The 14785-nt window shown below is 67.5% G+C and carries 9 protein-coding genes and 1 pseudogene; 9 read left to right on the forward strand and 1 reads right to left on the reverse strand.

The features are described 5' to 3' along the window. The first annotated feature begins 138 nt into the window (after positions 1–138). Positions 139–1503 (forward strand): magnesium transporter, encoded by a 1365-nt coding sequence (gene mgtE, locus ACW7G3_RS04245; RefSeq protein ID WP_456981282.1) that lies wholly within the window; start codon positions 139–141, stop codon positions 1501–1503. A 73-nt stretch (positions 1504–1576) separates the two neighbouring features. Here the strand turns inward: mgtE and ACW7G3_RS04250 are convergent, their stop codons facing one another. Then, a complete protein-coding gene (locus ACW7G3_RS04250; protein WP_456981283.1) occupies positions 1577–2470 on the reverse strand; it encodes a fructose bisphosphate aldolase in 894 nt (297 codons plus the stop codon). Between the two features lie 235 nt (positions 2471–2705). Between ACW7G3_RS04250 and ACW7G3_RS04255 the strand changes: the two genes are divergently transcribed. The 8 genes and pseudogenes from ACW7G3_RS04255 to ACW7G3_RS04290 all read left to right on the forward strand — a co-directional run bounded on the left by ACW7G3_RS04255 (position 2706) and on the right by ACW7G3_RS04290 (position 14773). Then, a complete protein-coding gene (locus ACW7G3_RS04255; RefSeq protein ID WP_456981285.1) occupies positions 2706–3410 on the forward strand; it encodes a DUF3348 family protein in 705 nt (234 codons plus the stop codon). An 11-nt stretch (positions 3411–3421) separates the two neighbouring features. After that, positions 3422–5482, forward strand: coding sequence for a DUF802 domain-containing protein (locus ACW7G3_RS04260; protein WP_456981286.1), 2061 nt, complete (start codon positions 3422–3424; stop codon positions 5480–5482). Next, positions 5479–6120, forward strand: coding sequence for an OmpA family protein (locus tag ACW7G3_RS04265; RefSeq protein WP_456981287.1), 642 nt, complete (start codon positions 5479–5481; stop codon positions 6118–6120). Before ACW7G3_RS04260 ends, ACW7G3_RS04265 begins: the two co-directional genes overlap by 4 nt. Beyond that, a pseudogene (locus ACW7G3_RS04270) lies at positions 6104–6532 on the forward strand (DUF2894 domain-containing protein); the annotation flags it as partial. The gene ACW7G3_RS04265 and the pseudogene ACW7G3_RS04270, both read left to right, overlap by 17 nt. Positions 6533–6571: 39 nt before the next feature. Continuing rightward, the gene (locus ACW7G3_RS04275; RefSeq protein ID WP_456981289.1) at positions 6572–7600 is read left to right on the forward strand and encodes an Lnb N-terminal periplasmic domain-containing protein; all 1029 of its coding nucleotides are present in this window, start codon (positions 6572–6574) and stop codon (positions 7598–7600) included. Next, a complete protein-coding gene (locus tag ACW7G3_RS04280; protein ID WP_456981290.1) occupies positions 7597–9597 on the forward strand; it encodes an esterase/lipase family protein in 2001 nt (666 codons plus the stop codon). The genes ACW7G3_RS04275 and ACW7G3_RS04280 overlap by 4 nt, the downstream gene beginning before the upstream one ends. A 249-nt stretch (positions 9598–9846) precedes the next feature. Next, positions 9847–12645, forward strand: coding sequence for a TonB-dependent receptor (locus tag ACW7G3_RS04285; protein ID WP_456981291.1), 2799 nt, complete (start codon positions 9847–9849; stop codon positions 12643–12645). Then, positions 12626–14773 carry a metallophosphoesterase gene (locus ACW7G3_RS04290; RefSeq protein WP_456981292.1) on the forward strand — a complete coding sequence of 716 codons (2148 nt, stop codon included), beginning with the start codon at positions 12626–12628 and terminating at the stop codon, positions 14771–14773. Before ACW7G3_RS04285 ends, ACW7G3_RS04290 begins: the two co-directional genes overlap by 20 nt. The last annotated feature ends 12 nt before the right edge of the window (positions 14774–14785 follow it).

Raw genomic sequence — 14785 nt, forward strand, 5'->3', positions numbered from 1 at the left:
CGACCGGACAGCCCGTCCTGTCCGCCCGGCTGCCGCCACCTTCATGCCAGCATTCGCCGGCACCTGATCCGCCCCGCATGGGCGTGAGCGGCCCGGAGGGTCGCTCACGCCCATGCGCGCTGCCTACGGAGATGGTCCATGACCCGTGAAGACCTGCTCGCTTCCCTGCGCACCGCGCTTGCCCAGCCCGGTTCCGACACCTTTGCCACCCTTGCAGACCAGGTCCATGCTGCAGACCTGGCCCTGGCCCTGCGTGACTTCGAAGCGGACGAGGTCCACCGAATGCTGCTCACCGTGGCCCCGACCCCGCGCGCCCGGCTCTTCGGCTACCTGGTCCCCGACCAGCAGGCCGGGGTCGCCCTGCTGATGGACCGGCACAGCCGCATCCAGCTCCTGGAGCGCCTGTCCCCCGATGACCGCGCCGACCTCTACAACACCCTTCCCGAAGACGCCCGCGAAGCGCTGATGCCGGCCCTGGCCCAGGCCGACCGGGAGGACATCGTCCGCCTTGCCTCCTTCCCGGAAGGCACCGTGGGCGCGCTGATGACAAGCGAGTACGCGCTGCTGCACCCGGGCCTGAACGCCCGCGAGGCGGTGGAGCACCTGCGCCGTGAGGCGCCGGACAAGGAAACCATCTACCACGCCTATGTGGTGGACCAGCAGCGGCGCCTGCTGGGAGTGGTATCGCTGCGCGACCTGATCGTCGCCTCCGCCGCCACCAGCGTGGAAGCGCTGATGACCCGCGACGTGGTGTCGGTACAGGCCAACGCACCCGTGCGCGAAGCGATCAAGGCCATCGACCACTACGACCTGCTGGCAGTGCCGGTGACCGACGATGGCCACGCCCTGGTCGGCATCGTCACCGTCGACGACGTGCTCGACTCGGCGGAGGACGAGGCCACCGAGGACTTCCACAAGGGCGGCGGCAGCCTGCCGCTCAAGAGCACCAGCCTGCTGGGCGCGTCCGCCTGGCTGCTGTATCGCAAGCGGGTGTTCTGGCTGGTGGTGCTGGTGTTCGGGAACCTGCTTTCAAGCGCCGGCATCGCCCATTTCGAGGAAGTCATCACCAACTACATCGCGCTGGTGTTCTTCCTGCCCCTGCTGATCGGCTCCGGCGGCAACGCCGGTTCCCAGGCCTCCACGCTGATGGTGCGCTCGCTGGCCACGGGCGACGTGAAGATGCGTGACTGGGGCCGGATGCTGGGCCGCGAGTTCGGCGTGGCCGCGCTGCTGGGACTGACCATGGCGGTGGCGGTGGCGCCCATCGGCATCTATCGCGGCGGCTATGAGATCGCCCTGACCACGTCGTTATCGATGGTCCTGATCGTGCTCACCGGCAGCGTCGTAGGCATGTCGCTGCCGTTCCTGCTGTCACGGCTGCGGCTGGATCCGGCCACCTCCAGCGCACCCCTGATCACCTCCATCTGCGATGCGATCGGGGTCGTCATCTACCTGTCCATCGCCGTCGCCATACTTGGCGCCCCGGGGGCGGGCGCCGGCTGAGGCAGGCGGCGGGGCATGAAAAAGGCCGGCGCGAATCCGCGCCGGCCTACTTGCCACCTGCCGCTGCCGCCGATCAGGCGATCGAAGCGCGATAGATCGATTCGATCGAGTCGTCCAGTGCGCTGTTGAACCCGTCGTCGCTCTGCTGGGCGGTCAGGCCTTCGGTCAGCGCGCGGCTGAAGCTGGCGATCACGCCGGGGTTCTTTGCCAGCTTCTCGTTGGCATCGGCGCGGCTGTAGCCACCCGAGAGCGCCACCACCTTCAGGACCGCCGGATGGTCAACGATCTCCTGGAAGAAACCATCAACGCTCGGCAGGGTCAGCTTGAAGATCACCGGGTTGTCGGCGCTGTAGCGCGACAGGCGCTCGAGGATGCCCTTCTTCATCTCGACCTCGATCGCTTCCTTGTCGGCCGCCTTGATGTCCACTTCCGGCTCAAGGATCGGCACCAGGCCGGCGTCCAGCACCTGCTGGCCCACGTCGAACTGCTGGTCGAGCACGTCGGCGATGCCCTTGGCATTGTTCGACTTGATCACCGAGCGCTCCTTGGTGCCGAACACGCCCTTGGCCTTGGCCTTGGCGAGCAGTTCGGACAGGCCCGGCATCGGCTTCATCAGCTGCACGCCGTTGGCCTCGTCCTCAAGACCCTTGTCGATCTTCAGGAACGGCACCACGCCCTTGGTCTGCCACAGGTAGGTGGCGGCGTCCTGGCCTTCGAAGCTGTCATCCAGGGTGCGCTCGAACAGGATCGCGCCCACCACGCGGTCGGCGTTGAACGCCGGGCTGGCAACGATGCGGGTGCGCATCTGGTGCACCAGATCGAACATTTCCTCGTCGCTGGACCAAGCCGACGGCTGGATGCCGTAGAGGCCAAGCGCCCGGGGGGTGCTGCCGCCGCTCTGGTCGAGCGCTGCGATGAAACCCTTGCCGGAACCGATCCTGTCACGCTGCTGCTGATTGATTGCCACGTCGATATCCTGTCGTCTGGTGGAGGGGAAGGCGGTCACACTCCGCAACCTGCAATGATACCTTGCCGCCGGCAGGGAGGCCCGCTGCCGGCCCCGGACGGGCCCGCAACGGCGCCATTTTCGCGGAGCGGGACGTTCTCCGGACCCTTTTCGCGAAGAGCTCGTGCTCCTGGCCGTCACCACCCGGCCCGGCGGATAGGTCCGGCTCATGCCCGACCTGTAAAATGGCCGTCTTTTGGCCGCTGATGTGATGCAAGTCCCGGTTTCCGCGCCCGGCGCGCCAACCTTCATCCGCCTGCTTGCCCGGGCCTCCGGCGCCCCGGCCCAGGCCCCGGCGCTGCCGCTCGCGCGCCAGTTGGGTGAATGGATCGACTGGACGCGCGCGGTCAGCCTGTCGCGGGCGCTGGATGGCGAAGTGCAGCCTGCGGAGCCCGGCGCCACGCCCGATCACGACACCCTGCTGGAGGACTGCGCGCGGATCCGCGCCGAGCTGGAAGAATCGATCCACACAGGCCCGGCACCTGCTCGCGCCAGCGCCGGCTTTGCACCCTGGCAGCAGCACATACTGGCGATGCAACGCGCCATGCAGACTGCCACCGGCTATCTGCGCGGCGATCTGCGCGAGCTGCTGGCCGCCGGCTCGCCCTCCCAGGCCCGGCTGGCCGAGGTGGACGCCGCCATGGAAGCGGCGCTGAGCCCGCGCGAACACGCGCTGCTGCAGCCGGTGGCGGCGGCGCTGGCCGCGCGCTTCGAGCATCTGGAAAAAAGCGCCGCAGCAAGCGCCACCCCGGATGCGGCGGCGCCAGCACCTGATTCCGAAACCGCCCCATCCACATGGGCAACGACCTTCCGTCACGAACTGCGCGACCTGCTGCTGGCCGAGCTGGACCTGCGCTTCCAACCCGTCGAAGGCCTGCTTGCAGCCCTTCGCAGCCCCTGATCAAGGACAAGATGAAAACCAACCACCTGGGGATTTCCGTATTCGTGCTGGGCCTGGCCGCAGTGGCCTGGGTCGGGCTGGGCTATCTGGGCAGCAACCTGCCGGCGCTGCTGGTGACCCTGCTGATCGCCGCGCTGTATCTGGTCGGCGCGCTGGAGCTGTATCGCTACAGCCAGGCCACAGCAACGCTCGAAGGTGCGCTTGGCACGCTGGACGGCGAAATGCCCGCGCTGGAGTCCTGGCTGCAAGGCCTGCACCCCTCCCTGCGCAGCCCGGTGCAGCTGCGCATCGAAGACGGCCGCAGCGGCCTGCCCGTCCCCGCGCTCACTCCCTATCTGGTCGGCATGCTGGTGCTGCTGGGCATGCTCGGCACCCTGCTGGGCATGGTGTTGACCCTGCGCGGCACCGGCATGGCGCTGCAGACCGCCACCGACCTGCAGGCGGTGCGCGACTCGCTGGCCGCCCCGGTCAGCGGCCTTGGCGTGGCGTTTGGTGCCTCGATCGCGGGTGTGGCCAGCTCGGCCGCGCTCGGTCTGATGTCGGCGCTGGTACGGCGTGAGCGCATCCAGGTGGTGGAGCGGCTGGATGCCCACATCACCACCACCCTGCGCAGCCACTCCAGCGCCCACCAGCGCGCCCACCAGCACGAACGGGCGCTGGAACTGCTGCAGGCCCAAGCAGCCACCATGCCCGCGCTGGTGGAACGGCTGGAATCGATGATGGGTGCGCTGGAACAGCAGTCACACGCCGCGCATGAGCAGCAGGCACGCCAGCAGGACGCCTTCCACGCCAGCACCCGCGAGGCCTATCAGCAGCTGGCAGGCTCGGTCGGCCAATCCCTTGAGACCAGCGCCGCCGAAGGCGCGCGCCTCGCCGGACAGGCGCTGGTGCCGGTCATGGAGACGGCCTTGGCCGACATGTCGCGGCAGACCGCCTCCGTGCACGAGCAGGTCACTGCCAGCGCCCGCGAACACCTGCAGGCGCTTTCCGCTGAACTCACGGCCAGCACCACCCGCATGAGCCAAGGCTGGGAGCAGGCGCTCAGCGCCCAGGCCGTTGCCAACCAGACCCAGGCCGCCGCACTGGGCCAGGCGCTGCAGGCATTCGAGGCCGGCTTCAGCCGGCGCGCCGATGAACTGCTGGAACGCATCGGCGAGCGCATGCAGGCGATCACCGACGGCACCGCCGCCGGCTGGGAGCAGGCCCTCACCGCGCAGCAGGCCGGCCAGGAAGCGCTGGTCACCCGCCAGCAGCAGGCGCTGGACAGCACCGTGGAAGGTTTTGCCAGCCACGCCGGCACCCTGGTTGCCGGCGTCGGCGAAGCCCACGAAAAACTGCAGCAGACCCTGGCCGAACGTGACGAGCAGCGTCTGGCCACCTGGCGTGACAGCCTAGCCGGCATCAGCGAAGACCTGCGCGGACAGTGGGCCGAACTCACCGAGCAGAGCCGCACCCACGCCAGCGACACCGTGGCCGAAATCTCGCGCCTGATGGAAGTCGCCGCGGAAGGCCCCCGCGCCGCTGCCGAGACCATCGCCGAGCTGCGCCAGACCCTGTCCGACAGCATGGCGCGCGACGCCGCCATGCTGGAAGAACGCAGCCGCATGCTGGAAACCCTGGACACCCTGCTGACCGCGGTGAACAGCGCCTCGGGCGAGCAGCGCGCGGCCATCGAGGCCCTGGTCACCACCTCCTCCGATCTTCTGGAGCGGGTGGGCAGCCGCTTCGGCGAGCAGATCGAGGCCGGCGAAACCCGCCTGGAAGACGCCTCCACCCGCCTCTCCACCGGCGCGGAAGAAGTGGCCGCGCTCGGCGGCGCGCTGGGCAGCGCCGTACAGGCGTTCTCCGACACCAGCGCCGGACTGGTGGAACGGCTGCAGGCCATCGAAGGCGCGCTGGAGCGCTCGATGGAGCGCAGCGACGAGCAGCTGGCCTACTACGTGGCCCAGGCCCGCGAGGTGGTGGACCTGAGCGTGCTCAGCCAGCGCCAGATCATCGAAAACCTGCAGCAGCTGGCCGCGCAGGGCGAACTGCCCGGGACCGTGGAATCCACCGGGGCCGATCCGGCATGAGCTCGGCGCTGGAAGGCGGCGACGACTCCGCCACGCCGATCTGGGCCGCCTTCGGCGACCTGATGGCGGTGCTACTGGGCGCGTTCGTGCTGATCCTGGTGGGGGTGATCGGGGTGCAGCTGCATCTGGAGATCCAGCTGCAGGAGGAAGTGGCCCAGCGCGAGGTCCAACAGCAGCGCCTCCAGACCCTGGAACAGGCATTGGCCGCGCCGCTGGCTGCCGGCCGCATCACCCTGGCCGACGGGCGCATCGGCATCAGCGGCAGCCTGCTGTTCGCCCACAACTCCGACCAGCTGCAGGGCGAAGGCGCGGAGCTGCTGGATGACCTGGCCGGACCGCTGGCCGAATACCTGGGCGGGCGCGACGAGATCCTGATGGTCAGCGGCTTCACCGACGACCGCGCCGTGCACGCCGGCAACCGCCGTTTCGACGACAACTGGGATCTGTCGGCGCAGCGCGCGCTCACCGTCACCCGGGCGCTGGTTGACCGCGGGGTGCCGGCATCATCCGTGTTCGCGGCGGCCTTCGGCGACCGCCACCCGGTGGCCTCCAACGAAGACGCCGAAGGGCGCGCGCGCAACCGACGGGTGGAAATCGCCCCCGTGCCGCGGCAGGGTCCGGCCCCCACCGATGGCTGAGCAGCGGGACACCCTCGCCGGACTGGTGGCGCATATCGGACAGCAGGCGCGCGAACGCGACGCCGCGCTGCGGACCATCGGCCTGCCCGCAAGCGAATACCCCGAGCTGCCCGCCGTGGAGGACTTCCGCCGCCTGTGGGCCAGCCAGCGCCAGCAGGCGCAGCTGCGCGCCTCCATGCAGCCCCCGCCCGCCGACGCCGGCCCGCTCAACTCCGCCAACCTCGCTCACCGCGCCCTGGCAGTGATGCACGAGAGTTCGCCGGGGTATCTGCAGCACTTCATGACCTGGATGGACGCGCTGGCGTGGCTGGACCGCATGCACGCCTCCGGCGGCCAGCAGAAGGAAACCGGCACGCGACGCGCAGGGCAGGGCAAACGCGCCCGCGGCGGCAAACGTAAGTCCGGCGGCTAGAATCCCCGCGGCCCGCCCCATCCACAGGGACTTCCACCAATGACTGACCGGATGCACCGGGCTTGGCGCGCCACGTGGCTTGCAGCCATCCGCCTGGGAATACTGCTGATCGCCGTCTGGGGCGCGCTGGCGCTGTGGTTCCAGGCGCCGCGCCCGGCGCTCTGGTTTCTGCTGGCCGTCTGGTGCGTCTTCGCCGCCGCGGCGCTGGCCGCGCCGTGGCTGCCGCGCGGCAGGCGCACTGTGCACCTGCTGTCGGCCACCGGCCTGGCGCTGCTGCTGGCCTGGTGGACCACCCTGCAGCCTTCGCATGACCGCATCTGGGCCGATGACGTCGCCCGACTGCTGGAGTCCGAGGTCAGCGGCAGCCACGTGCTGCTGCACAACGTACGCAATTTCGACTGGCGCTCGGAGGACGACTACGGCGCCCGCTGGGAAACACGCGAGTACGACCTGGACACGCTGGCCACGGCCGACCTGATCCTGTCGTACTGGATGGGCCCGCACATCGCCCACACCCTGGTGTCGTTCGGCTTCGACGACGGCCGCCAGCTGGTGTTTTCACTGGAAATCAGGAAAGAGCAGCACGAAGCCTTCTCCGCCATCGGCGGCTTCTTCCGCAAGTTCGAGACCGTGGTGATCGCCGCGGACGAGAACGACATCGTCCGCACCCGCACCAACGCCCGCGGCGAGGACGTCTATCTGTACCGGCTCGACGCCGGCCGCGATGCCCTGCGCAAGCTGTTTCTCGGCTATCTGGACGAGGCAGATGCCATCCGCCGGGCGCCGCGCTTCTACAACACCCTGACCAGCAACTGCACCACGATCATTTACAGGCTGGCGCGCGGCATCGCCCCCGTGCTGCCAGTGGACTACCGGCTGCTGCTGTCGGGCCATTTCGCCGAATACGTCCATGACGCGGGCGGACTGGTGCCTGGCCACGACTACGCCCAGCTGCAGACCGCCGGCCGCATCAGCGACCGTGCCAAGGCGTTCACCGGCCCACCCGAAGACTTCTCCCGTGCCATCCGCACCGGCGTACCCGGCATCGAGGAACCTGCCCGGCCATGAGGCTCCCACAACGACTCCTCATCGCGTGCCTGCTGGTCTGCTCTCTTGGAGGCTGCGCGATCCTGCGCGAATTCAAGCCGGCAGTGGCGCTTGAGCCCATGACCCCGGGCGAGTACATCGCCCTGCAGCGCGGCGACATCCTCACCAGTGGCCAGCTCAGCACGTATACGGCGCAGGCGATCCGGGTGACCGGCCTGGACCAGGGCGACTGCGCGACCGCATCGCCCGGATGCATCGAAGCAATGTCCAACGCCACCGGCCTGGGTGACGAGCGCCAGCTGTCGACCCTGGCCGAACTGTGGCTGCAGCACGCCATCTCGCTGGAGGAAGGCGACCCCGACACACGCCTGCAGGCATGGATGGAGGCCGTCCGCCACGCCTACGCCTATCTGTTTTTCACCGGGCGCGCGCCGGGCGACCGGGCTTTCGAGGACCGCCAGACCCAGGTGCGCGATTGGTACAACTACGCCGTCCAGGAAGCCTCCACCCTGCTGTTCGAGGAAAACATGGTCCAGCAGGCGGCCGATGCCGACGCGGGCATGTCTCATGAAAGCGACATGCAACGCGCCGGCTGGACGTTCCACCTTGACCTGGACAACGTGCGCCTGCCGCAAAGCAGCGGCCCGCCGCAGGAGCTGCTGCCGGCGGCGTCGCTGGCCTTCACCGGCCTCCGCAGCATCTGGCGCCGCGACGGCTTCGGCGCCGAGCTGGTGGCGGTCATGGACGAGGCGTCGACCACGGCTCCCCGGCCAGCACGTGACCACGCCGCCGCGCATGGCCACGCCGCCGGCGACCGCCCCGTGCGCCGCCCGCAACCGCCTGCGTGGAGCGAGATGCCATCGCCCGGCATCACCGTGCTGTTCCGCTTCCACAACGCGGACCTGGCCGCGGTACTTGCGGCGGACGAGGTGCAGGTGGAAGTCCACGACCCCTACGCCAGCGACAGCATCGTGGTGAACGGCCAGCGGGTGCCGCTGGCGGCCAACTTCACCGCCGGCTACGGCCTGTGGCTTGCCCGCTCGGGCTTCAACCTGGAGTCGCTGCGCACGCTGTTCGGCCGCGAGGACGGCATCCACCGCCCGCACCTGTACCTGATGCAGCCCTACGACCCGGACCGGCGGATCATCCTGATGCTGCACGGCCTGGCCAGCAGCCCGGAGGCCTGGGTGAACCTGGCCAACGAGATCCAGGGCGACGAGGAGCTGCGGCGCAACTTCCAGATCTGGCAGGTCTACTACCCCACCAACGTACCGGTGGTGCTCAACCACGCCGCGATCCGCGGCCTGCTGGCCAACGTGCTGGAACATTTCGACCCGGGCCGCACTGCCAGCGCGTCGCAGGAGATCGTGCTGATCGGCCACAGCATGGGCGGGCTGATTTCCCGGCTGATGGTTTCCACCGCGGACATCGAGCTGTGGGAATGGTTTCAGGACGGACGGGACATTGATCCGGAGCGCCTGGAACGGATCCGGCCGCGGCTCGACCCGATGCTCCGGTTCGAACCGTTCCCCGGGATCACGCGCACGGTCTTCATCGCCACGCCGCACCGGGGCACCGACGTGGCCGGCCACACCCTCGGCCGCTGGATCTCACGCCTGGTGCGCCTGCCGCTGACCCTGGTCGAAGAGCTGGGTGAAGCCTTGCAGATGCCGACCGCCCACGCCGCAGACGGGTCCAGTGGCGACACCGGGCGCCTGTCCAACAGCATCGACAACCTCGACCGCAACGACCCGTTCGTACGCGCCGCTGCGGACCTGCCGATCTCGCCAACGCTGCCCTACCACTCGATCATCGCCAGGACCGACCCCACGGTCCCGCTCGAGCAGTCTGACGACGGCCTGGTGCCCTACCCCAGCGCACACCTGCCGGATGCGCTGTCGGAAGAAGTCATCACCTCCGGGCACAGCGTGCAGCAGACCGCGCTGGCGATCCTGGAGATCAGGCGCATCCTGCACTTGGACCTGCTGCAACGCGCGGAATCGGAAGGCCGGAAATAAGAAATGCCCGGAGGGGAGGTCCGGGCATTCCGTGCAGACAGATGGGAGAGAGGACATCGGCGCTGCGGGTGCAATTGTCCGATGCCTGCATTACAGCCTGATGTCGATACGGACGCGCTTTCGCGAAACGTCAGCGTCACATTCGATTCGTAACCTGTCGGCGCCGAAGGATCGCGACGGCCGGTCCCGAACGGGTCCGGCGCGCTTCCGGCTGTTTGCCTTTTGCCTTCTCCCTCCCCCGAGACCGACATGACCTACCGCACCCAGCGGCGCTTTCCTGCGCCGCAGCCTGCTCCGTTGAGCCTGATCATCCACGCCCTGCTGGTCGCCGGCATCACCGTGGCGCCGCTGCCGGCGATGGCGCAGGACGACGCTTCCGCGATCGCCCCCCAGGCCACGGATTTGGACGCCGTCCGGGTGACCGGTAGCTACAGCCGAAGTCTGGACCGGGCTGTAGATCTGAAGCGCGACAACGTCGGCTTTTCCGACTCCATGGTGGCCACTGACGTGGTCGACTTTCCGGAGCAGAACCTCGCCGAAGCGCTGCAGCGCATGCCCGGCGTGACTATTGAGCGTAACAAGGGACTGGGCACCCGGGTCAACGTGCGCGGACTGCCGTCTGAATACACCCATGTGGCGATCAACGATCTGGCTACCGCTTCGGGCAGCGGCGGACGCGATGTGGAGTTTGACATCTTCGCCTCGGAAATCATCCAGCAGGTCACGGTGCAGAAGTCGCCCACGGCCGCTCACGAGGAAGGCGGCATCGCCGGCTCTGTACAGATTTCCACCGCCCGTCCATTTGACTACAGCGGACGCAAGCTGGCGCTGTCGGCCGAAGGTGCGCACAACTCGATCTCCGGTGAAGTCGATCCCAAGCTCTCGTTCCTGGCCAGCGACACGTGGGGCGACTGGGGCGCGCTGGTCTCGTTTTCGCGAGCCGACCGCACCAACCGTACCGACGCCAACTCCGGCGTCAACTTCCGTCCGATGTCGCGCTTCCTGGGTGCCTCCGGCGTCCGCGGCGAACAGGCCCAGGAAGTCCTGGCGCGCGATGCCGGCGTGACCGTGGCCGACCGCACCAACAGCGACGAGACCAACCTGATCATTTTCCAGGACAAGGTCGGCGACCGCGTTTACCTCAACGATCAGGAGCAGTGGGGTGCGACTGCCTCGGTGCAGTACCAGCCGAGCCGCAACTTCAGCCTCACCTTCGACGCCATGATTGGTGGTTACGACACGCGCGAAGACGAATACGACGCAGCGGCCTATTCCGCATCCAGCCGGAGCACCCTGGACACGATCCACGAGTACGACGCCGACACGCTGTCCCAGTACGGGATGGTGGTGCTGCGCGACGTGTCCTACACCGCCACACAGCACGAGTTCCTGAGCAAACTGCGCACCGGTGAAAACGAATACCAGCAGCTCAGCACTGCACTGGACTGGAAGGGCGACACCTGGACAGTCGACGCCCTGCTCGGCTATTCGGGCGCGGAAAAGAAAATCGATTACCACAACCTGAAACACGTGGCCTACGCACCTTCGCGTACCCGTTGGACCGCGACCGGCGGCGAGACCATTCCCAGCGCCGACCCCAACACCATTGACATGTACAACGCCCCGGACAGCTACCTGTTCGAGGCCTACGAGACCACCTACGAGGAAATCAACGACGACAAGTACGCCGCACAGGTCAACTTCCGCAAGGCCATGGACGTTGCGTTCCTGCCAGCACTGGAAGCGGTGCAGTTCGGTGCCCGTTACACGGACAAGTCCAAGGAACGCAACCGCGGCCAGCTCAACATCCATGGCCCGGCTGCGGGCGACTCCTCGTGGGCCAACGTGCGCACCCTGGGCGACAGCGTACTGACCCCGGTGACCGACCTGGTCCCCGGGGGCCGCTACCGCGCCCGGGACCTGGAATGGTCGCAGGCCGGCAACGACTACGCGCGGGACACCTTCCGCTACCCGGGCTTCTATACGCCGTTCGAGGAGGGCGAGTACTACCGCGTGGACGAGGAGGCGACCGCGCTGTACGCCATGGCCGATCTGGCCTTCGACATCGGGCGAGTCCCGGTCTCGATCAACGGTGGCCTGCGCTACGTGGATACCTCCGTGACCTCATTCGGCTACCACCCGATCCAGAACCCGGACGGCACACCGGGCTTCACCGAAGACCCGGTGTCAATGGACGGCGACTACTCGGAATTGCTGCCCAGCCTCAACCTGACCGCCGAGCTGGCCGACGGTCTGCTGCTGCGTGCCGCCGCGTCGGAAACCATGATGCGCCCGTCGCTGACGGACCTGGCCTACCGACGCACCGCGAGCTGGAGCTCGTTCCGTTTCACTGACGGCAACCCGGGCCTGGAACCGACCTTCGCCAAACAGTGGGACGTCGGCCTGGAAAAGTACTTCGACAACGGCGGCTTGCTGGCGGCCAGCTATTTCCGCAAGAAGATCGACGGCGTGGTGATCAACGCCCTGACCGGTGCGGTCCCGGATGTGGCCGTATACAACGCCAACGGCACCCTCAACGGGCACTATGATTTCGACGTTTACCAGCCGGTCAACGCGGACGGCTCCTACGACGTGGACGGGTTCGAGCTGATCGCCCACCTGCCGCTGGGCAGCCTGCACAGCTCGCTGGAAGGTTTCGGCATCAACGCCAACTACACCTCGCTGGACAGCTCCCTGGCTGGTGAGTCCTCCCTCGGCATTCAAACCCCGATGCCGGGACTGGCCGACGAGGCATACAACTTCACCCTGTACTACGACAACGATCGCTTCGATGCACGCGTTTCGTACAACCACAAGGGTGAGTACGTGGAGAGCCTTGGCTACAACATGTACCCGATCTATCGTGACGCGTACGGCCAGACCGACATCTCGATCGGTTACCGGGTCACCGACAACATCAAGGTGAGCCTGAAGGGCATCAACATCACCGATGAGGAAACCAGCGGGTACACCATGGACCCGTCATTCCCGACGATGTACGAACTCTCGGGCCGCCGCGTCAGCCTCGGTGTCAGGGTCGATTTCTGACCGTCCCCGGCTGCTGGAGCAGACGACGGCCAGCGTGCGCGCGTCTGCTCCAGCAGTCCTGGCGCTGGCATTGCTGCTGGGTGGCTGGGCCGGTAATACATACGCACGGGAAGCCGCAGCAGTGGCCAACGACGCCGGGCCGGTGCGGATCGCCTTCATGCCGGACGTGCACTTCCACGACGTTTACGCCACCTTCGCGGACGGCTCCTTTCCCGGTGTACGGAACCCGATAAACGGCCGACAGGCGACCATCCGCACCATGCAGGCGCAGGTCACGTCCACACGCCTGTTCAACGAGAACTATTTCGCTTTCCTGGCCGCGCTCGACGATGCCGTCGCCAGGGGCGTGCGGCTCATCGCCCTGCCGGGCGACTTTTCTGATGATGGCCAGCCGGTGCACCTGCGCGAGCTGGCGCAGATCATGGACGGGTATTCGAGACGGCACGGGGTGCGATTCTTCGTCGTCCCTGGCAACCACGATCCGGTGCGGCCATTCGACCACGCAGGCGGCAAGCCCGATTTCCTGGGCACCGACCCGACCGGGGAGTCGGGGGTGCCGCAGGGGCTATACAGCCGCGGCGGCAATGACGATTGCTCCACCCCTTGGCCGGGCGAATGGGCCAGGGTAGGCGACAGTTGGTGCACAGACGAAATCCGCATGCTTGGCTACGCCGGCATCACCGCCGCCATGGCCGGATACGGCTTCACACCCCAACTCACTGACCGTTACTACGAGACGCCCTATAGCGATTACAGCTACGCGGGTTACGACTACTCCACGGCTCTCGAACAGGCCGACTGGAGCCGGCGCATCCACCGCATCTGTAGCAGCGTCAACGCGCCTGGCGACTGCCAGACGGTTCCCGATGCGTCCTACCTCGTAGAGCCGGTAGATGGCCTTTGGCTGGTTGGACTGGATGCTGCCGTCTACGTCCCCACCGGCTCTGGTCCGGGCGATTTCACGGGGTCCGGCAACCAGGGCTACAACGCCGTGCTCCGGCACAAGCCGCATGTGATCGACTGGTTGGCCGATGTGGTCGCCCGGGGCGAAGCGCTGGGCAAGCAGGTGATCGCTTTCAGCCACTTCCCCATGGCCGAGTTCTTCAACGGCGCTTCCGATGACATCGCTTCCTTGATGGGCGAGCGCGCCATGCAGCTCGTGCGCCGGCCTGCCGACGACACCACCCGGGCACTGGCGGGCACCGGGCTCAGGCTGCACGTGGGCGGACACATGCACATCGGCGACGTGGCCGTGCATGACTCTGGGGACGGCAACGTGCTGTTCAACATCCAGGCCCCGTCGCTCGCGGCTTACGCGCCGGGCTATACGCTCATGACCTTGCAGGACAACAGTCAGGTGGAGGTGGAAACCGTGCGCCTGGACCAGGTGCCACGCTTCGACGAACTGTTCCCGCTGTACCGCGTCGAGCATGGACGCGGTGCGCAATGGGACGTATCGATCCTGGATGCCGCCGACTACGGCGACTTCGTCAGCCGCTACCTGCGCGAGTTGGTCCGGCTCCGTCTGCTCGACGACGACTGGCCGTGCGATATGCGCGAGATGGTCCGCAGCCCGTTGACCGGTGCGGACCTGCTGGTGTTTTCCCAGCTGCGAACGGGAGTCACGTTGGCGGGGCTGGAACAGGTGGAGGGGAGTGGCGGGCTGTCAGCAGCTTTCTTTGCCTGCCACCCCCGCGCCCTGCTGAACGGCAAGATCACGCGCACCGGTCCGTTCGCCGCCGACCTGGCTGCTGCCCGGGCTCGCGCCGCCGACCTGACGCAAGCCCACGGTCTGCAGCTTGAAGAGCTCGCAAGCTGGAGCGCCATGGAGCTGGCAATCGACTTCGTGCGCTTGGCCAATGCCGGCGAACTGGCGTTCGACGACATCCCGACTGCGCGTCTGGAGCACTACAGAATCCTTGCAGAAGCGCTGCGGCGGGCGCCCCCGGCAACGCCGACCGGACACGCCCACGAGGACAACGTTGGCGACCTGTTCCGCGCCCGTTTCGGTGCGTTGATCCGGATCATGGCCAAGCTGGCGCAGGGAGCGCCTTCACGTCATTTCCGCATCGACCTGGATCGGGGACTAATCGAAGACCTGAGCCGGCAGTCAACGGAGAAGACGTAACCACACGCTCCG

The organism is Luteimonas sp. A478 (genome assembly GCF_054052025.1).